This window comes from Cellulosimicrobium cellulans, from assembly GCF_016907755.1.
Taxonomy (GTDB): Bacteria; Actinomycetota; Actinomycetes; order Actinomycetales; family Cellulomonadaceae; genus Cellulosimicrobium; species Cellulosimicrobium cellulans_D.
The window spans coordinates 2,301,412-2,320,706 of record NZ_JAFBCN010000001.1; the positions used below are offsets into that span (position 1 = coordinate 2,301,412).

The 19,295-nt window shown below is 73.7% G+C and carries 15 protein-coding genes; all 15 read left to right on the forward strand.

Translation table 11 applies throughout. From position 1 onward, the window contains the following. Positions 1–294: 294 nt before the first annotated feature. The 15 genes from JOE63_RS09885 to JOE63_RS09955 all read left to right on the forward strand — a co-directional run bounded on the left by JOE63_RS09885 (position 295) and on the right by JOE63_RS09955 (position 19,293). The gene (locus JOE63_RS09885; protein ID WP_204541044.1) at positions 295–570 is read left to right on the forward strand and encodes a hypothetical protein; all 276 of its coding nucleotides are present in this window, start codon (positions 295–297) and stop codon (positions 568–570) included. A 246-nt stretch (positions 571–816) separates the two neighbouring features. Beyond that, positions 817–4,272 (forward strand): isoleucine--tRNA ligase, encoded by a 3,456-nt coding sequence (ileS, locus tag JOE63_RS09890; RefSeq protein WP_204541047.1) that lies wholly within the window; start codon positions 817–819, stop codon positions 4,270–4,272. Continuing rightward, positions 4,269–5,690 carry a bifunctional folylpolyglutamate synthase/dihydrofolate synthase gene (locus JOE63_RS09895; protein ID WP_204541050.1) on the forward strand — a complete coding sequence of 474 codons (1,422 nt, stop codon included), beginning with the start codon at positions 4,269–4,271 and terminating at the stop codon, positions 5,688–5,690. The genes ileS and JOE63_RS09895 overlap by 4 nt, the downstream gene beginning before the upstream one ends. A 171-nt stretch (positions 5,691–5,861) precedes the next feature. Further along, positions 5,862–6,857 carry a dihydroxyacetone kinase subunit DhaK gene (dhaK, locus tag JOE63_RS09900; RefSeq protein ID WP_087471716.1) on the forward strand — a complete coding sequence of 332 codons (996 nt, stop codon included), beginning with the start codon at positions 5,862–5,864 and terminating at the stop codon, positions 6,855–6,857. Between the two features lie 69 nt (positions 6,858–6,926). Beyond that, entirely contained in the window at positions 6,927–7,571 is a 645-nt protein-coding gene (gene dhaL, locus JOE63_RS09905; RefSeq protein ID WP_087471717.1) for a dihydroxyacetone kinase subunit DhaL, read from the forward strand. Beyond that, complete coding sequence (gene dhaM, locus JOE63_RS09910) at positions 7,568–8,296, forward strand: dihydroxyacetone kinase phosphoryl donor subunit DhaM (RefSeq protein ID WP_307840021.1); 729 nt, start codon at positions 7,568–7,570, stop codon at positions 8,294–8,296. The genes dhaL and dhaM overlap by 4 nt, the downstream gene beginning before the upstream one ends. A 96-nt stretch (positions 8,297–8,392) precedes the next feature. Continuing rightward, on the forward strand, positions 8,393–9,061 hold the full coding sequence (locus JOE63_RS09915) for a TetR/AcrR family transcriptional regulator (protein ID WP_244286115.1): 669 nt from the start codon (positions 8,393–8,395) through the stop codon (positions 9,059–9,061). A gap of 129 nt (positions 9,062–9,190) precedes the next feature. Further along, positions 9,191–10,921: an MDR family MFS transporter gene (locus tag JOE63_RS09920; protein WP_087471719.1), complete on the forward strand. Its 1,731-nt coding sequence runs from the start codon at positions 9,191–9,193 to the stop codon at positions 10,919–10,921. A gap of 4 nt (positions 10,922–10,925) precedes the next feature. Then, complete coding sequence (locus JOE63_RS09925) at positions 10,926–11,420, forward strand: DUF4233 domain-containing protein (RefSeq protein WP_307840022.1); 495 nt, start codon at positions 10,926–10,928, stop codon at positions 11,418–11,420. A 69-nt stretch (positions 11,421–11,489) separates the two neighbouring features. Then, positions 11,490–11,942: a nucleoside-diphosphate kinase gene (gene ndk, locus JOE63_RS09930; RefSeq protein WP_087471720.1), complete on the forward strand. Its 453-nt coding sequence runs from the start codon at positions 11,490–11,492 to the stop codon at positions 11,940–11,942. Between the two features lie 112 nt (positions 11,943–12,054). After that, positions 12,055–15,612 carry a chromosome segregation protein SMC gene (gene smc, locus JOE63_RS09935; protein ID WP_204541053.1) on the forward strand — a complete coding sequence of 1,186 codons (3,558 nt, stop codon included), beginning with the start codon at positions 12,055–12,057 and terminating at the stop codon, positions 15,610–15,612. Between the two features lie 150 nt (positions 15,613–15,762). Beyond that, complete coding sequence (locus JOE63_RS09940) at positions 15,763–16,140, forward strand: hypothetical protein (protein ID WP_087471721.1); 378 nt, start codon at positions 15,763–15,765, stop codon at positions 16,138–16,140. Positions 16,141–16,246: 106 nt separating this feature from the next. Next, on the forward strand, positions 16,247–17,428 hold the full coding sequence (ftsY, locus tag JOE63_RS09945) for a signal recognition particle-docking protein FtsY (RefSeq protein ID WP_204541056.1): 1,182 nt from the start codon (positions 16,247–16,249) through the stop codon (positions 17,426–17,428). Between the two features lie 216 nt (positions 17,429–17,644). Then, positions 17,645–18,958, forward strand: a complete 1,314-nt coding sequence (locus tag JOE63_RS09950) for an ammonium transporter (RefSeq protein ID WP_087471723.1) — start codon at positions 17,645–17,647, stop codon at positions 18,956–18,958. After that, positions 18,955–19,293, forward strand: a complete 339-nt coding sequence (locus JOE63_RS09955; protein WP_087471724.1) for a P-II family nitrogen regulator — start codon at positions 18,955–18,957, stop codon at positions 19,291–19,293. Before JOE63_RS09950 ends, JOE63_RS09955 begins: the two co-directional genes overlap by 4 nt. Positions 19,294–19,295: the final 2 nt, after the last annotated feature.

Genomic DNA, 19,295 nt, shown 5'->3' on the forward strand with positions numbered 1-19,295 from the left:
CCCGGGTTGTCCGCCCGGGTCCGCCCTGGCACCATGTCCGCGTGACCTCCCCGCGCCCCACGAGCAGCACGCTCGTCGTCGCGCGCCCGCAGGTCCCCTCCGCCACCTGTTGTTGAGGGCTCGCGGCGCCCTGCGCAGCCTCGACCTGGTGTCCGTGAGCAGCCTCCCGCCCCTCTCTCTCCGTGAGGGGGCGTGACGGTCGCCGGTCTCGTGCCACGGGCTCATCGATGAGTCCCGCGCGACGCCCGGGTCTGCACCTCCGGACGCCCGCCGAGCACAGGACGCGAGACCACCATGTACGTTCCCCCGCACTTCCCCCGCTACCGCCCGACCGCGACGAACCCGGTCGCGGACGCCGGGACGACTCCGGCGGCGACGCGCTCGGCAGGTCTCCCGGCCGCCGTCGTGCCGGGCGAGCCGCCGCTCACGCTCGAGTGGCTCGTCGCCCGGGACATCGACGCCTACAGCGCACGCCGCCGCGCGGCGGCTACCATGGACGCACAGGCGTCGACCCGGCCATCACCGGCGAGCCTCCGGAAGAACGGGACCCGCGCCGTCGGGCAGGCCTGACGGCCCTGCGGCCAGGTCCCCACTAGAACCGGACGGGTGGGCCCGTCACAGCCTGCGACGAGCGGTCGGCGACCGCCCGCCGGGCCCGACGACGTCGGGCACCGGGAGACGACGCCGGCAAGCGAGGTGGTACCGCGGCGAGCCCGCCCCTGGGTGGGGGAGTCGTCCTCGCAGGAGAGCACGACCGACCCGTACCACCACGGCGGACGAACCCGCCGGCCGCTACCCACCGGAGTCCTCGAGACCATGGCCTACCCGCTGCACCGCGCACCCTCGTCCGCCGCCTCTGCCGCCGACTCGCACCCCGGAGCCGCGTTCGGCGTCCCCGCCTCCCCGGACCTGCCCGCCATCGAGCGAGAGGTGCTCGCCTACTGGGACGCGGACGACACGTTCCGCGCCTCCGTCGAGCGCAACCCCGCCGGGGAGAACGGCAGCAACGAGTTCGTCTTCTACGACGGCCCGCCCTTCGCCAACGGCCTGCCCCACTACGGGCACCTGCTCACGGGCTACGCGAAGGACGTCGTGCCGCGCTACCAGACGATGCGCGGCAAGCACGTCGAGCGGCGCTTCGGCTGGGACACGCACGGGCTGCCCGCCGAGCTCGAGGCGATGGACCAGCTCGGGATCAAGACCAAGGAGGAGATCCTCGAGCTGGGGATCGAGCGGTTCAACGACGCGTGCCGCGCGTCGGTGCTGAAGTACACGAGCGAGTGGCAGGACTACGTGACCCGCCAGGCGCGCTGGGTCGACTTCGAGCACGACTACAAGACGCTCGACCCGACGTTCATGGAGTCGGTCCTGTGGGCGTTCAAGCAGCTGTACGACAAGGGCCTCGTGTACGAGGGCTTCCGCGTGCTGCCCTACTGCTGGAACGACCAGACGCCGCTGTCCAACCACGAGCTGCGCATGGACGAGGACGTGTACCAGGTCCGCCAGGACCCGGCGGTCACGGTCGGCTTCCGGCTCGAGACGGGCGAGCTCGCGCTCATCTGGACGACGACGCCCTGGACGCTGCCGTCCAACCTCTTCGTCATGGTCGGCCCCGACGTCGAGTACGTCGTCGTCGAGTCGTCCTTCACGGGCGTCACGGAGCGGTACGTGATCGCGGCCGAGCGCCTCGGGGCGTACGCGCGCGAGCTCGCCGACGAGGGCGTCGAGGACGTGACGACGCAGGTCGTCGAGCGGCTCACGGGCGCCGACCTCGTCGGGCGGTCCTACACGCCGCCGTTCTCCTACTTCGCCGGTCACCCCGGCGCGCACCGCGTGGTCGAGGCGGACTTCGTCACGACGACGGACGGCACCGGGCTCGTGCACAACGCCGGCGCGTTCGGCGAGGAGGACAAGGTCGTCTCCGACCGCGAGGGCGTCGAGCCCGTGCTGCCGGTCGCGTCCGACGGCAAGTTCGTCTTCCCCGTCGTCGACTACGAGAGCCTCCAGGTCTTCGACGCGAACGCGCTCATCATCGACCACCTCAAGGGCCGCACGCGCCACGACGCCGCGGTCGCCGCGGGCGAGCAGACCCCGGACCTCGCGCTCGGCGCGACGAGCCCTGGCACGGTGCTGCTCCGCCGCGAGTCGTACGCGCACTCCTACCCGCACTGCTGGCGCTGCCGGCAGCCGCTCATCTACATGGGCGTGTCGTCGTGGTTCGTCGCGGTGTCGACGTTCAAGGACCGCATGGTCGAGCTCAACGAGCAGATCTCCTGGACGCCGGAGCACATCCAGCACGGCCAGTTCGGCAAGTGGCTCGAGAACGCGCGCGACTGGTCGATCACGCGCAACCGGTTCTGGGGCAGCCCCGTGCCGGTGTGGCGCTCGGACGACCCGAAGCACCCGCGCGTCGACGTCTACGGCTCGTTCGCCGAGCTCGAGCGCGACTTCGGCACGCTCCCGCGCAACGAGAAGGGCGAGCCGGACCTGCACCGCCCGTTCGTCGACCGCCTCACGCGGCCGAACCCCGACGACCCGACGGGCCGCTCGACCATGCGCCGCGTCGAGGACGTCATGGACGTCTGGTTCGACTCGGGGTCCATGCCCTACGCGCAGGTGCACTACCCGTTCGAGAACACGGACTGGTTCGAGCACCACAACCCCGGCGACTTCATCGTCGAGTACATCGGCCAGACGCGCGGTTGGTTCTACACGCTGCACGTGCTCGCCACCGCGCTGTTCGACCGCCCCGCGTTCCGCTCGGCCGTCTCGCACGGCATCGTGCTGGGCTCCGACGGCCGCAAGATGAGCAAGTCGCTGCGCAACTACCCGGACGTCAACGAGGTCTTCGACCGCGACGGCTCCGACGCGATGCGCTGGTTCCTCATGAGCTCGCCCATCCTGCGCGGCGGCAACCTCGTCGTCACCGAGGACGGGATCCGCGACGCGGTGCGCCAGGTGCTCCTGCCGCTGTGGAGCACGTACTACTTCTTCACCCTGTACGCGAACTCCTCGAAGGCGCAGGCGCGGGCGGGCGAGCCCGGCGAGCCGGCGGGGTACGTCGCGCAGCGCGTCGCGCCCGAGCGCGTGGCCGGGCTCCCGGCGCTCGACCGCTACCTGCTCGCGCGGACCCACGACCTCGTCGTGCGCGTCACGGAGCAGCTCGACGCGTACGACATCGCCGGCGCGTGCGAGACCGTGCGCGAGCACCTCGACGTCCTGACGAACTGGTACGTGCGCACCCAGCGCGACCGGTTCTGGGCGGAGGACGCCGACGCGTTCGACACGCTGTACACCGCGCTCGAGACGCTCACGCGCGTCATGGCGCCGCTCGCACCGCTGCTCGCGGAGGAGGTGTGGCGCGGCCTGACGGGTGGACGCTCGGTGCACCTCACCGACTGGCCCGCGTCCACCGAGGAGGTCGGCGAGGACGGCTCGTCCGCCGTGGCCGTGCGCCACGTCCCGGACGCGTCCCTCGTCGCCGACCCCGCGCTCGTCGCCGCGATGGACGAGGTCCGCGCCGTCGCGTCGGCCGCGCTCGGCCTGCGCAAGGCGAACCAGCTCCGCGTGCGCCAGCCGCTCGCGCGCCTCACCGTCGTCGTGGACGACCCCGAGGCGCTCGCCCCGTACACCGACCTGCTCGCGCGCGAGCTCAACGTCAAGGCGGTCGACCTCGAGTCGACCGACTCCGACGCCGCCGAGCGGTTCGGCATCACCCAGCGCCTCGCCGTGAACGCCCGCGCAGCGGGCCCGCGCCTGGGTCGCGGCGTCCAGGCCGTCATCAAGGCGTCGAAGGCCGGGGCGTGGCGCGTGGACGACGCCGGCGACGTCGTCGTGACGACGGACGACGGCGACGTGGCGCTCCTGCCCGCGGAGTACGAGCTGACGACGGTGGTGGCAGACCGCGGGGTCGCCGAGGGGGAGGCGCCGAGCGTCGCCGCCGCGGTGCTCGCGGGCGGCGGGTTCGCGGTCCTCGACCTCGTGCTCGACGACGCGCTGCTTGCCGAGGGCTACGCGCGCGACGTGATCCGCGACGTGCAGGACGCCCGCAAGGCCGCCGGCCTCGACGTGGCGGACCGCATCCGCCTGTCGCTCGACGTGCCGGGCCAGTGGCTCGTCGCGGTCGACGAGCACCGCGACCTCGTCGCGCGCGAGACGCTCGCGGTCGAGGTCGTCGTCGAGACGTCGCCGACCGACGTGCGCTCCGTGCGCGTCGAGAAGGCCGACGGCACCGTCCCGGACGCCGGCCCCGTCGAGGAGGCGAACCTGTGAGCGCCGCGCGCAAGGACTCCGGCGCGGCACGCAGGCAGAGCGCGAAGGACGCCCGTGCGGCGGCGGAGGACGCCGCCGCGCAGGCAGACCTCGAGCGCGTCTACCAGCACATCGTGGCGCGTGCTCCCGAGCACGACTTCGACCCGACGATCGACCGGGTGCGGCGTCTCTTCGAGCTCCTCGGCGACCCGCAGCACTCCTTCCGGACGATCCACCTCACCGGCACCAACGGCAAGACGAGCACCGCGCGCGTCGCCGAGCGCCTGGTGCGCGAGCACGGCCTGCGCACCGGGATGTTCACGAGCCCGCACCTGACCAGCGTCACCGAGCGCATCGTCGTCGACGGCGAGCCGCTCTCGCCGCGGCGGTTCGTCGAGGTCTGGGACGACGTGTACCCGTACGTCCAGGTCGTCGACGCCGAGCTCGCCGAGGCTGGGCAGTCGCAGCTCAGCTTCTTCGAGGTGCTCACGGGCGTCGCCTTCGCCGCGTTCGCCGACACGCCCGTCGACGTCGCGATCGTCGAGGTCGGCATGGGCGGGGAGTGGGACTCGACCAACGTGGTCGACGCGGAGGTCGCCGTCGTGACGCCCGTCGCGCTCGACCACGAGCGGTGGCTCGGCAGCACGCTCGAGGAGATCGCGACGGTCAAGTCGGGCATCGTCAAGGACGGCGCGACCGTCGTCTCCGCGGCGCAGCGCCCGGAGGTCGAGGAGGTGCTGCGGGCCCGCGCCGAGCGCGTCGGTGCGCGTCTCCTGCGCGAGGGCGTCGACCTCGACGTGGCGGCACGGCAGGTCGCGGTCGGGGGGCAGCTCCTCGACCTGCGCACGCCCGCCGCGCTGTACACCGAGGTGTTCCTCCCGCTGCACGGCGAGCACCAGGCGCACAACGCGCTCCTCGCGCTCGCGGCGGTGGAGGCGTTCCTCGGTGGGCGTGCGCTCGACGGGCAGGTCGTCGAGGCCGTGTTCGCCGACGTCACGTCGCCCGGGCGGCTCGAGGTCGTGCGGTCGAGCCCGACCGTCCTCGTCGACGCCGCCCACAACGCGGCGGGGGCGGAGGCGCTCGCGGTCGCGCTGGGGGAGGCGTTCGACCTGCGCCACCTCGTCGGGGTGGTCGCGATCATGGCGGACAAGGACGCCGAGCCGCTGCTGGCGGCGCTCGAGCCGGTGCTGTCCGAGGTGGTCGTGACGCGCAACAGTTCGGAGCGCTCGGCCGACCCGACCGACCTCGCCGAGCTCGCCGCGGACGTGTTCGGCGAGGACCGCGTGCACAGCACCGAGCGGCTCGACGAGGCGCTCCAGATGGCCGTCGACCTCGCGGAGCGAGACGACGCGGTGGGTGTCGGGACGGGTTCGGGCGTGCTCGTCACGGGCTCCGTCGTGACGGTCGCCGACGCCAGGATCCTCCTCGGCCGCGGCTGAGTCCTCCGCCGGGCGCGCGGCGCTCCGCCACGGCGGAGCGCCGCGCTCGGGGACCGCGCGCGGTCCCGTGCACCCGGGTGTTTGATGGAGGCGACGACGGCGACGGGCACGCCGGGCGGGGGTCGTCAGCGTCCGGAGCACCGGGCGCACGGACCGATGGAGGGATGACCGGTGAAGAAGCTGCTCAACGATCCCCAGGACGCGGTGTCGGAGTCCCTGGAGGGATTCGGCCAGGCGCACGCGGATCTCGTGGAGGTGCACGTCGCGCCGCCGTACGTCTCGCGAGCCGGGGGCGCGGTTCCCGGGAAGGTCGGCCTGGTCTCGGGCGGCGGGTCGGGCCACGAGCCGCTGCACGCGGGCTTCGTCGGGGCCGGCATGCTCGACGCCGCGGTCCCCGGCGCGGTGTTCACCTCGCCGACGCCGGACCAGATCGTCCCGGCGATCCTCGGTGCCGACTCGGGCGCGGGCGTCCTCGCCATCGTCAAGAACTACACGGGCGACGTGCTGAACTTCGAGACCGCGGTCGAGCTGGTCGAGGCCGAGGGCACGCAGGTGACGAGCATCCTCGTCAACGACGACGTCGCCGTCGAGGACTCGCTCTACACCGCTGGTCGCCGCGGTGTGGCGGGCACGGTCGCGGTCGAGAAGATCGCGGGCGCCGCGGCCGAGCGCGGCGACGACCTGGGGGCGGTGACGGAGATCGCGGGCCGCGTCGTCGCGAACGTGCGCTCGATGGGTGTCGCGCTCACCGCCTGCACGGTCCCGCACGTCGGCAAGCCGAGCTTCGACCTCGGCGACGACGAGGTCGAGATCGGGATCGGGATCCACGGCGAGCCGGGACGGCACCGCATCCCGATGGCGCCGGCGGACGAGATCACGCAGCGGCTCGTGGACCCCGTCGCGGACGACCTGGGCCTGTCCGAGGGCGAGGACGTGTTGCTGTTCGTTAACGGAATGGGCGGTACGCCGCTGTCCGAGCTGTACGTCGTCTATCGTCAGGCGAGGAGGCTGCTCGAGGGGCGCGGCGTACGGGTGACGCGCTCGCTCGTCGGCAACTACGTCACGTCGCTGGAGATGCAGGGTGCGTCGGTCACCGTGCTGCGCCTGGACGACGAGCTCACCGCCCTGTGGGACGCTCCCGTCCACACGGCTGCGCTGCGCTGGTGAGCGGGTGCCCTTTCGTGCAGTCTCCGAGAGCCGGCGGACCGTCGGCTCGACGGCGAGGAGAGGTGGGGCATGACGCTGGACGTGGCCTGGGCGGACCGGTGGACGCGGCTGAGCGCGGAGCGCATCGCGGCGGCACGGGACGAGCTGACCGAGCTGGACCGCCAGATCGGTGACGGCGACCACGGCGAGAACCTCGACCGGGGGTTCCGTGCGGTGGTCGCGAAGCTCGACGGGGCGGCCACCGGGGACCAGCCGCCGGGCCAGATCGGCGACGTGCTCAAGCTGGTGGCCACGACGCTCATGTCGTCGGTCGGCGGCGCCTCGGGCCCGCTCTACGGGACGGCGTACCTCCGGGCCGCGAAGGTGACCGGGCTCGCTCAGCTCGACGCGCACGGCGTCGTCGCGCTCCTCGAGGGCGCGCTCGAGGGCATCACCGCCCGTGGCAAGGCCCAGCCGGGCGAGAAGACGATGGTGGACGCCTGGCAGCCCGCCGTGGACGCGGCCGAAGGCGCCGCCGACGGTGGCGCGTCGACCGCCGACGTCCTCGCCGCGGCCGCCGCGGCGGCGCGCGCGGGCGCCGAGGCGACGATCCCCCTCGTCGCCACCAAGGGGCGGGCGAGCTACCTCGGGGAGCGCAGCGCCGGCCACCAGGACCCGGGCGCGACCTCGACCGCGATCCTGCTCGAGGCCGCGCGCGACGCGGCGACCGCGTGAGCGGCGCGGTCGGGGCGCGGGCGCGCGTCGCGCTGGTCCTCGTCTCGCACTCGCAGCGGCTCGCGGAGGGTGCGGTCGAGCTGTCCGCGCAGATGGCTCCCGGCGTGCTGCTGCTCGCGGCCGGAGGGACGGACGACGGCGGGCTCGGCACCAGCTACGACCGCGTGTCCTCGGCGCTCGAGGAGGCGCTCGGCGTCGCGGACGGCGCGGTCGTGCTCGCCGACCTCGGCTCGGCCGTCATGACGGTCGAGTCGGTCCTGGACATGGAGGACGGGTTCGACGGGAGGGTCCGGCTCGCGGACGCCCCGTTCGTCGAGGGTGCCGTCGCGGCGGCCGTGACCGCTCACGGCGGCGGGGACGTCGCCGAGGTGCTCGCGTCCGCCGAGCACGCGGGCGGGACGTTCGCCGTCGCGGCCGGCGCCCCTGAGAACAGGGGACCGGCCGCCGAGGCGGCGCCCCCCACCGACGGCGCGGCGCGCGCCGTCGTCGCCTTGCGCAACCCGCTCGGCCTGCACGCGCGCCCGGCGGCGGTGCTGGCCCGACTCGTCGCGGGCTTCGACGCGAGCGTCGCGATCGACGGCGTCAACGGGGCGAGCGTGCTCGAGCTCATGAAGCTCGGCGCGACCGGCGGCCAGGAGCTCACGGTGACGGGGGAGGGTCCCCAGGCCGCCGACGCGGTGGCCGCCGTCGTGGAGGCCGTGGAGGGCGGGTTCGGCGAGGTCTGACCCGATGCTCGTGTGACGACGGTCACGCTGGATTGCAGTTGATGCAAAATTGCACAGGATGCAAGAATGGTCCTCGTGCCGACGACTCTCCCTGACGTGCCCGCTCGCCCTTCGTTGGCCGAGCGGGCCGCGGCATGCCTGGCGCCGTCTCCCGGAGGTCTGCGGGAGCGCAAGAAGCGCGCCCGGCGCGAGGCGCTCGTCGAGGCGGCGCAGACGCTCGTGCTGGAGCGCGGCCTCGACGCGGTGACCGTCGAGGACATCTGCGCCGAGGTCGGGGTCTCGCCGCGCACGTTCTTCAACTACTTCCCGTCGAAGGACGACGCCGTGCTCGGCCTCGAGGATCTCGCCGTGCGACCCGAGATCGTGGCGACCTTCGTCGGGGGCGGTCCCACGGGGGCGCTGCTCGACGACCTCGAGGTCGTCGTGGCCGACGTGCTCGCGCAGCAGATCGTCACGCCCGAGCGCATGGCCCGCACGCTCGAGCTCGTCCAGCGGGAGCCGCACCTCGTCACGCGGCACGTCGCCTGGGTCGAGGGACACCGCGCCGAGCTCGTCGACATGTTCCTCGCACGCCGCGCCGTGCGGCCCTTCGTCCCCGACCCCGAGCTCCTGGCCCTCGTGGTCATGAGCCTGCTGCGCGCGAGCACGCTCGAGTGGCAGCAGCACGACCGCGAGGGCGAGCCGGTGGACCACCTGCCGACCGTCGTCGGGCAGCTCCGGGCTCTGCTCCAGGACTCGCGCGCTCCCGATCCCGCGGCCCGCTAGCGGGCCCCCTCCGGCCCGCGCGGGCAGCGACGCCACGGCGTCCTCATCGCTACCAGCTCCTCCCCACCACCCGACGACGGGCCGCGCCCGTCGGCGCGCGCCCGCCCGTCCTGACCGAACCGGATCCTCATGGCCTCCTCCACCGCTGCACCGCCCGTCGACGGCGGCAAGCCGCTCATCGTGCTCACCCCGCGCACCGTGTGGGTGATCTTCGGCGCGCTCATGGCGTCGATGTTCCTGTCCTCGCTCGACCAGTCGATCGTCGGCACCGCGATGCCGACGATCGTCGGCGAGCTCCACGGCGTCGAGCACCAGGGCTGGGTCATCACGGCCTACATCCTGGCGATCGCGATCGTCATGCCCCTCTACGGCAAGTTCGGCGACCTCTGGGGTCGTCGGTGGCCGTTCCTCGTCGCGATCGGGCTCTTCACGATCGCGTCGGCGGGCGCGGGCTTCGCGCAGACGTTCCCCGAGCTCGTCGCCTGGCGCGGCGTGCAGGGCCTCGGCGGCGGCGGCCTGATGATCCTGTCGCAGGCGATCATCGCCGACATCGTGCCCGCCAAGGACCGCGGCAAGTACATGGGGCCCATGGGCGCCCTGTTCGGCATCGCGGCCGTGATCGGCCCGCTCCTCGGCGGCTGGTTCACGGAGGGCCCGGGCTGGCGCTGGGCGTTCTGGATCAACGTCCCGATCGGCGTCGCGGCGTTCGTCGTCGCGTGGGTCGCGCTCAAGCTCCCGTCGCACCGCTCCGGCCGCAAGATCGACGTCGCCGGCATCTTCTTCCTCGTCGTGGCGACCTCCGGCATCGTGCTCGTCACGAGCTGGGAGTCGCTGACCAGCTCGCGCGGCTACGACTGGTCGGACCCGTGGCTCCTGGGCCTCGTGGCCGCCGTGGTCGTCTCGGTCGCCGCGTTCGTCGTGGTGGAGAACCGTGCCGAGGAGCCGCTGCTCCCGCTGCACCTGTTCAAGAACCGGACGTTCACGATCGCGACCCTCATCGGCCTCGTGCTCGGCATGGGCATGTTCTCGGCGCTCGCCTTCCTGCCGACGTTCCTCCAGATGTCCACCGGCGCGGGGGTCACCGAGTCCGGGTTCCTCATGCTGCCGATGATGGTCGGCGTCATGATCACGGCCATCGGGTCGGGTATCGCGATCACGAAGACCGGCCGCTACAAGATCTACCCGGTGCTGGGCCTCGCGATCACCGCGGCCGGCATGATGTGGCTCACGCGCATCACGGGCGACATGTCGATGTGGCTCTTCGGCGCGATGATCTTCGTCATGGGCGCCGGCATGGGCCTCGTCATGCAGACGATCGTCCTCGCGGTGCAGAACTCGGTCGACCCGCACGAGATCGGGACGGCGACGAGCGCGAACAACTTCTTCCGCGAGATCGGCGCGGCCGTCGGCACGGCGCTGTTCAGCACCATCTTCACGTCGCGCCTCGCCGACAACCTCGAGGGCGTCTTCGCGGGGCTGCCCGCCGGCTCCGCGCCCGCCGGGGCCGAGGGGTCGTCGCTCACGCCCGAGATGGTGCAGCAGCTCCCCGAGCCGATCCACACCGGCGTCGTCGACGCGTTCACCGACGCGCTCGCCCCGGCCTTCTGGTACCTCGTCCCGCTCGTGCTCGTCGGGTTCGTCCTCGCCTTGTTCCTGCGCGAGGTCAAGCTCTCCGACGTCGCGGGGATGGTCGCGCGCGGCGAGGCCGTCGCGGACCACGGCGACCTCGTCGAGGACGCCCCTGCGCCGGATGCGGGTGCAGAGGCTCCCGCCGACGCGGCCGTCGTGACCGCGGGCGCTCCCGGAGCGGGCCGTGACCACCCGGAGGACCGGGACCGCGGCGCCGCGCCGGTATCCTGACCGGGTGAGCACCTCGCCGTCGCAGCCCGCCGCGCAGCCGTCCCGCTACGGTCGCGCGGCGGGCCCGGTGCGCCCGTCGCCGGGCGACCGCATCAAGCCGAAGAAGCCCGCGAAGGCCCAGTTCGCGTCGACCACGCTGCTGCTCGAGGCCTTCCTCGTGGTGTTCGCCACGCTCGTCGCCTACGGCCTGCGGGACGTGCCCTACTCGCGCGGGCCGCTCGAGCTGCCGAGCGCGACGTCGATCTGGCTCGTAGGCGGCGTCCTCGCCGTCGTGCTCGTCGTCCTGTCCCGCATGGTCGGCACGCCGGGTGGCTACGTCGCCGGGTCGGTCGTCCAGGTGCCGGTGCTGGCGTTCGGGCTCGTCGTGCCGATGATGTTCGTCGTCGGTGGCCTCTTCGTCGTGCTGTGGGTCGTCTCGATCCGGCTCGGCGGGCGCATCGACCGTGAGCGCGCGGCGTACGACGCCGAGCACCCCGAGACCGCGCCCAACGCCGACTGAGGCGGGGCGGCCTCCGGGCCCGTGGTCACGGCGTCCGGCACGCCGGTGCGGCCGGTAGGCTCGGCGACCATGACCGACGTCGCACCCGCACTGACCGAGACCATCGAGCGCACCCTCATCCTCGTCAAGCCCGACGGCGTCCGCCGCGGCCTGTCCGGCGAGGTCCTGCGCCGCGTCGAGGCCAAGGGCTACACGCTGGCCGGCGTGCGCCTGCTCGACGCGACGCCCGAGCTGCTCGCGGCCCACTACGCCGAGCACGAGGGCAAGCCCTTCTACCAGCCGCTCGTCGACTTCATGCTGTCGGGCAAGGTGCTCGCGGTCGTCGCCGAGGGCCAGGGCGTCATCCCCGGCTTCCGCTCGCTCGCGGGCGCGACGAACCCGACCGAGGCGCTGCCGGGGACCATCCGCGGCGACCTCGGTCGCGACTGGGGCCTCAAGGTCCAGCAGAACCTCGTCCACGGCTCCGACTCGCCCGAGTCCGCCGCGCGCGAGATCGCGCTCTGGTTCCCCGAGCTCGGCTGACGCACCGCCACGCAGCACCGCGTCTCGCGTCCCAGCACCCCCGCCGACGGCGTCCGGCCGCGCGGGGCGCAGATCCGCCGGTTCGTCAGCGGCCGCCACTAGGCTCGGGTCCGTGCACCTCAAGACCCTGACGCTGCGCGGCTTCAAGTCGTTCGCGTCCGCGACGACGCTGAGCTTCGAGCCCGGGGTCACGTGCGTCGTCGGGCCGAACGGCTCGGGCAAGTCCAACGTCGTCGACGCGCTCGCGTGGGTCATGGGGGAGCAGGGCGCCAAGACGCTGCGCGGCGGCAAGATGGAGGACGTCATCTTCGCCGGGACGTCCGGGCGTCCGCCGCTCGGGCGCGCCGAGGTCTCCCTGACGATCGACAACACCGACGGCGCGCTGCCGATCGACTACACCGAGGTGACGATCTCTCGCACGCTGTTCCGCAGCGGCGGCTCCGAGTACGCGATCAACGGCTCCGCGTGCCGCCTGCTCGACATCCAGGACCTCCTCTCCGACTCCGGCCTCGGTCGGGAGATGCACGTGATCGTCGGGCAGGGTCAGCTCGACGCGGTCCTGCGCGCGACGCCCGAGGACCGCCGTGGCTTCATCGAGGAGGCCGCGGGCGTCCTCAAGCACCGCAAGCGCAAGGAGAAGGCGCTCCGCAAGCTCGACGCGATGCAGGCCAACCTCACCCGCCTCGCCGACCTCACGACGGAGATCCGCCGCCAGCTCGGCCCGCTGGGACGCCAGGCCGAGATCGCCCGCAAGGCCGCGACGATCCAGGCGGACCTGCGCGACGCCAAGGCCCGTCTGCTCGCGGACGACCTCGCGCAGCTCACCGCGACCCTGGAGCAGGAGATCGCGGACGAGGCGGCGCTGCGGACGCAGCAGGCGGAGGTCGAGCGGGCGCTCGCCACGGCCCGCGACGGGCTCGGCCGGCTCGAGCGCGAGGCGGCCGCGGCTTCGCCCGCGCTCGGCGCGGCGACCGACGTGTGGTTCCGGCTCTCGTCCCTGCGCGAGCGCCTGCGCGGCACGCAGACGCTCGCGGAGGAGCGTGTCCGTCTGCTCGGTCGCCCGGAGCCTGCCCAGCGGGGCCAGGACCCCGACGAGCTCGAGGCCCAGGCGGAGCGCGTGCGCGCGGCCGAGGCCGAGCTCGAGGCCGAGGTCGCGCGCGCACGGGACGCGCTCGCGGCGGCCGTCGCGGACCGCGAGGACGGTGAGCGGTCGGCGGGCGAGGCCGAGCGCGCGGTCGCGACCCTGCTCCGCGGTGCCGCCGACCGCCGGGAGGGCCTCGCGCGCCTCGCGGGCCAGGTCGCCGCGCAGCGCACCCGGGTCGAGGCCGCGGAGGCGGAGATCGGGCGGCTCCGCGAGTCGCTGGCGGAGGCCGAGCACCGGGGCACCCAGGCACGCACGGACTTCGCGGTGCTGGAGACCCAGGTGGTCGGCGCCGAGGAGGGCGAGGAGGGTCTCGACGCGGAGCACGAGGCCGCCGCCGACGAGGTCGAGCGGACGACGACCGCCGTGCGCGGGCTGGAGGACGCGGCCTCCGCCGCGGACCAGGAGCGCGCCACGTGGAGCGCGCGGATCGAGGCGCTCGAGCTGAGCCTGGACCGCAAGGACGGCGCCGGTGCGCTGCTCGCTGCCGACGGCGTCGGGGTCGTGGGCTCGCTCGCGGCGCTGCTCGGCGTCGAGGCCGGGTACGAGGACGCCGTGGCGGCGGCGCTCGGCCCCGCGGCGGACGCCGTCGCCGTCGAGTCGGTCGACGCCGCCGTCGACGCGTTGCGCTACCTGCGCGCCGAGGACGCCGGGCGGGCGGGGCTCGTCGTCGCGGTCGACGCGGCGCACGGGGAGGGGCGCGACGCGGTCGCCCTGCCCGACGGCGCGCGCTGGGCCGTCGACGTCGTGACGGCGGGCGGGGGCGTCGGCCACGCCGTGCGCGCCCTGCTCGCGGACGTCGCGGTCGTCGAGGACCTCGCGCAGGCGCGCGCGCTCGTGGCGCGTCACCCCGGCGTCGCGGTCGTGACGCGCGGCGGCGACCTCCTGGCGGCGACGCGCGGGTGGGGCGGGTCGGCTTCGGCGCCGAGCGTGCTGCACCTGCAGTCCGCGCTCGACGAGGCGCGCTCCGCGCACGACGACGCGGCGGCCCGCGGCGAGCGCGCGCGGTTCGCCCTCGTGGGCGCGCGCGACGCCGCGCAGGAGGCGCGCGCCCGCTACGACGACACCCTCGACCGGCTCAACCAGTCGGACGCCCAGCTCGCGGCGGTCGCGGAGCAGCTCGGCCATCTCGGTGCGACGGCGCGCTCGGCCGCCGCCGAGGCGGAGCGGGTGCGTGCCTCGCTCGAGCGCGCGTCGCAGGGGCTCGACGACGCGCGCGAGGCGCTCGCCGGCCTCGTGGAGCGGCTCGACGTCGCGGAGGCGGCGCCGGAGCAGTCCGAGGAGGCCGTCGCCGAGGCGATCGCGGAGCGCGACCGTCTCCTCGCGCTCGCGTCGGCCGCCCGGACCACGGAGACCGAGGCGCGCCTGGCCCTGCGCACGAGCGAGGAGCGCGCGCGTGCCGTGGCGGGCCGGGCGCAGTCGCTCGCGCGCGCCGCGGCGGCGGAGCGCGAGGCGCGCGAGCGGGCCGCCCGGCGCGAGGCCGCCCGGCTGCGTCAGTCCGAGCGCGCGTCGGCCGTGCGCGACGGGGCGGCCCGGGCCCTGGGCGCCGTCGACCGGTCCCTCGCCCGTGCGGGTGCCGAGCGTGAGGCCGCCGAGGCGGCGCGCGCCGAGCGCGACGTTGCCGTGACGGGGGCCCGCCGCGAGGTCGACGACCTCGCGGCACGCCTGCGCGAGCTGACCGACGTCGCGCACCGGGACGAGGTGGCGCGCGCGCAGCAGCAGCTGCGCATCGAGCAGCTCCAGGCGCGCAGCGTCGACGAGCTCGGCCTCGACCCGGCCGTCCTCGTCGAGGAGCTCGGGCCGCACCGCGACGTCCCGGTCCCGTCCGACGACGACGAGCCGCGCACCGTGCCCTACGACCGCGCGACCCAGGAGAAGCGGCTGCGCGCCGCCGAGCGGGATCTGGGCCGGCTGGGCAAGGTGAACCCGCTCGCGCTCGAGGAGTTCGCGGCGCTCGAGGAGCGGCACAAGTTCCTCGCGGACCAGCTCGCCGACCTCAAGAAGTCGCGCACCGACCTCCTGGAGATCGTCAAGGAGATCGACGAGCGGGTCGAGCGGGTGTTCACGGACGCCTACCGTGACACCGCCGAGCAGTTCGAGCGGGTCTTCGCGCGCATGTTCCCGGGCGGCGAGGGACGGCTCGTGCTGACGGACCCCGACGACATGCTCACGACCGGGATCGAGGTCGAGGCCCGACCGGCGGGCAAGAAGGTCAAGCGGCTCTCGCTGCTGTCCGGCGGCGAGCGCTCCCTCACGGCGGTCGCGCTGCTCGTGGCGATCTTCAAGGCCCGGCCGTCGCCGTTCTACGTCATGGACGAGGTCGAGGCCGCCCTGGACGACGTCAACCTGGGCCGACTCCTCGAGATCTTCCGCGAGCTCCAGGAGGACTCGCAGCTCATCGTCATCACCCACCAGAAGCGCACGATGGAGATCGCCGACGCGCTCTACGGCGTGACGATGCGCGGCGACGGCGTGACGACGGTCATCAGCCAGCGGATGGACGAAGCCCGCGAGGACGTCTCGGTGTGAGGGGCCTCACGCCGGGGCAGGGCACGCCCGGGACCTGGGCGGACGCTGCAGAATCGTTGGAATTCCGGGCCTTGTGAAGATGTGGTGCCGATCGGACGGCCCGGCGTGGCAGAGGTCGCGCGGCGTGCGTCGACCCGGATACTGGACCTCATGGTCTGGATGTTCGTGTGGCTGGGGCTCACGCTCGGCGTCGCCGCCGTCGTGTTCCTGTTCGCGAGCGTCGTCGCGCGCTCGGAGGCCCAGTCCTCTGCGCAGGGTGACCGGCCCGGTGAGCAGGGCATGCGCGGCTTCTGGCGCGACTTCCGTTCGGGGCTGCGTCGGCGACGACGGCGCGGGAACCTCGACGCGCACCACGTCGGGACCGTGCGCATGCCCCGTCCGGTCGACACGAGCATCGACGACTTCTTCACCGCGACCGAGGTGACGTCGCGCGCGTACGTCGACGCCGAGGAGCTGACCGACGTGCTGCACCGCGCACGCGAGCGCGTGCGGCCGCTGCACACGGGCGAGCGTCCTCCCCAGGCGTGACCCGGCGTGACCAGCGCGATGCCGGGTGCGATGCCGGGTGCGACTCGTCGTGGGACCGCCACGTGACCACCGCGTGGCCCTCGCCCGCGTCTGAGAGACTTCCGGGGTGAACGACCTCCTCCCGCTCTGGATCGCCCTCGGCGTCCTGCTCGTCGTCGGCCTCGTCACCTTCGGGACCGTGTCGGTCCGCCGACGCCGTCGCGACGTCGTCGAGCCTCCTCCCGCCGCACCGACCGCACCCCCCGCGACCCGCGAGCCGGCGTCGGGCTCTCCGGGTGCCGCGGTGGCCGGGGCCCCGCCCGCGGCGGAGGAGACCCTCGCGCCCGCACCGACGGTCGAGCGTCCCGAGCCTGTCGGCGGTCGCCTCGTCCGGCTCCGCGAGCGGCTCGCGCGCTCCGGCTCGCCGCTCGGTGCCCGGCTCCTCTCCGTGCTCTCGCGCGACCACCTCACGGAGGACGACTGGGACGAGCTCGAGGAGACGCTCCTGCTGGCAGACGTGGGCGCCGGGCCGGCCGGCGAGCTCATCGACGCGCTGCGCACGAAGGTCCGCGTCCTCGGCGTCCGGGACGCCGCGAGCGTGCGCGACCTGCTCCGCACGGAGCTCGTCGCGCTCGTGGACCCGTCGCTCGACCGGTCGCTCGCGACGTCTCCCCGTGCCGGCGAGGACGGGAGCCCGGTCCCGGCGGTGGTGCTCGTCGTCGGCGTGAACGGCACCGGCAAGACGACGACGGTGGGCAAGCTCGCGCGCGTGCTGGTCGCGGAGGACCGCAGCGTGGTGCTCGGCGCGGCGGACACGTTCCGCGCCGCGGCGGCGGACCAGCTCGAGACCTGGGGCTCGCGCGTGGGGGTCCCGACCGTGCGGTCCGACCGCGACGGCGCGGACCCCGCCGCCGTCGCGTTCGACGCCGTGCGCCGCGGTCGCAGCGAGGGCGTCGACGTCGTGCTCGTCGACACTGCCGGGCGGCTCCAGAACAAGCAGGGCCTCATGGACGAGCTGGGCAAGATCCGGCGCGTCATCACCAAGGAGGCGCCGCTGTCGGAGGTGCTCCTCGTGCTCGACGCCACGACGGGCCAGAACGGGCTCAACCAGGCGCGCGTGTTCGGCGAGGTCGCCGGCGTGACGGGCATCGTCCTGACGAAGCTCGACGGGACGGCACGCGGAGGAATCGTCGTCGCGGTGCAGCGCGAGCTGGGCGTCCCCGTGAAGCTCGTCGGGCTGGGGGAGGGCCCCGACGACCTGGCCCCGTTCGACCCGGAGCAGTTCGTGGACGGCCTCCTCGGCGACTGACCGGATGCCCCGCGGCGGGTCACGGTCGTGTCACGGTGCGATCACGAGCGTGTCGCGATCCGGACGCCGCGCGGCGCCTCCACCCGGGTGAAACGGAACGTTTACGTCCGAGGAACGCTTGTCACACCCGCGTAACACGGCGACACCGCGGGGGAAACCCGCTCCCACCACCGTAGTCCCCGACCGGCCGCCCGGCTGGCGAGGGGAGATGATCCGATGGAGTGGGACACCGGGGCAACCGCGTGGATGCTGACCTCAGCATCCCTCGTGCTCCTGATGACGCCCGGACTGGCGTTCTTCTATGGCGGCATGGTCCGCGCCAAGTCCGTGCTGAACATGATGATGATGTCGTTCGGCGCGATGGCCGTCGTGGGCGTCGTCTACGTGCTGTGGGGCTGGTCGATGTCCTACGGCGAGGCCGGGACGGGTGGCCTCGTCGCCAGCCCGTTCGCGCAGTTTGGCCTCTCGGGGGCGATCACGGACGCCGACGGCAGCGCCGTGGCGAGCACGCTCGGCAACTACCCGAACGTGGTGGACATCGCGTTCCAGGTGACGTTCGCGATCATCACGGTCGCGCTCATCTCGGGTGCGCTGGCCGACCGCGTCAAGTTCGGCACCTGGCTCACCTTCACGGCGATCTGGGTCACCGTGACGTACTTCCCGCTCGCCCACATGGTCTGGGGCGGCGGCTTCCTCTCGAGCAACGAGAACGGCCTCGCGGCACGCATCTTCGGGGTGACCGACGGCGCCGCCACGGTCGCGCCGATCGACTTCGCGGGCGGCACGGTCGTCCACATCAACGCCGGTGTCGCGGCCCTCGTGCTCGCGATCCTCATCGGCAAGCGCAAGGGCTTCGGCAAGGAGCCGATGCGCCCGCACAACCTGCCGTTCGTCATGCTCGGTGCGGCCCTCCTGTGGTTCGGCTGGTTCGGCTTCAACGCGGGCTCGGCCTTCGGGGCCAACGAGACCGCCGGGCTCGCCTGGGTCAACACGACGAGCGCCACCGCGGCGGGCATCATCGGCTGGCTCCTCACGGAGAAGATCCGCGACGGCCACGCGACGTCGCTCGGTGCGGCGTCCGGCGTCGTGGCGGGTCTCGTCGCGATCACCCCGGCCGCGGGCGCGCTCAACCCGGTGACGTCGATCGTCCTGGGCCTCGTCGCCGGTGCGCTCTCCGCGCTCGCGGTCGGCCTCAAGTACCGCTTCGGCTACGACGACTCGCTCGACGTCGTCGGCGTCCACCTGGTCTCCGGCCTCTGGGGTACCGTCGCGATCGGCTTCCTCGCCACCGACACGGGCCTGTTCTTCGGCGGCGGCGCGCAGCAGCTCGTCGTGCAGATCCTCATCGCCCTCGTCGCCATCGTGTTCTCGGCGGCCACCACGCTGGTCATCGGCCTGATCCTCAAGGCGACGATGGGCTGGCGGGTCAGCGAGGACGCCGAGGTCGGCGGCATCGACCTCGCGGTCCACGGCGAGACGGCGTACGAGTCCATCCAGCAGGGCAGCGTCATCAAGGAGGTGCGGGCATGAAGCTCGTCACGGGAATCATCCAGCCGCACCGGCTCGACGACGTGAAGTCGGCGCTCGAGGCCGCGGGCGTGCGGGGCATGACGGTCAGCGAGGCCAGCGGCTACGGGCGCCAGAAGGGCCACACCGAGGTCTACCGCGGTGCGGAGTACACGGTCGACCTGGTGCCCAAGGTCCGCGTCGAGGTCCTCGTCGACGACGCCGACGCGACCGTGGTCACCGAGGTGATCGTCAAGGCGGCGCAGACCGGCAAGATCGGCGACGGCAAGGTCTGGACGGTCCCGGTGGACGACGTCGCCCGCGTGCGCACGGGCGAGCACGGCCCCGGCGCCCTGTGAGG

What these genes read in the sequence shown, in the direction of transcription:
- JOE63_RS09885 (WP_204541044.1), top strand. Translation starts at nt 295, where the DNA reads ATGTACGTTCCCCCGCACTTCCCCCGCTACCGCCCGACCGCGACGAAC.
- ileS (WP_204541047.1), top strand. Translation starts at nt 817, where the DNA reads ATGGCCTACCCGCTGCACCGCGCACCCTCGTCCGCCGCCTCTGCCGCC.
- dhaL (WP_087471717.1), top strand. Translation starts at nt 6,927, where the DNA reads ATGACGCTGGACGTGGCCTGGGCGGACCGGTGGACGCGGCTGAGCGCG.
- JOE63_RS09920 (WP_087471719.1), top strand. Translation starts at nt 9,191, where the DNA reads ATGGCCTCCTCCACCGCTGCACCGCCCGTCGACGGCGGCAAGCCGCTC.
- ndk (WP_087471720.1), top strand. Translation starts at nt 11,490, where the DNA reads ATGACCGACGTCGCACCCGCACTGACCGAGACCATCGAGCGCACCCTC.
- JOE63_RS09940 (WP_087471721.1), top strand. Translation starts at nt 15,763, where the DNA reads ATGGTCTGGATGTTCGTGTGGCTGGGGCTCACGCTCGGCGTCGCCGCC.
- JOE63_RS09950 (WP_087471723.1), top strand. Translation starts at nt 17,645, where the DNA reads ATGGAGTGGGACACCGGGGCAACCGCGTGGATGCTGACCTCAGCATCC.
- JOE63_RS09955 (WP_087471724.1), top strand. Translation starts at nt 18,955, where the DNA reads ATGAAGCTCGTCACGGGAATCATCCAGCCGCACCGGCTCGACGACGTG.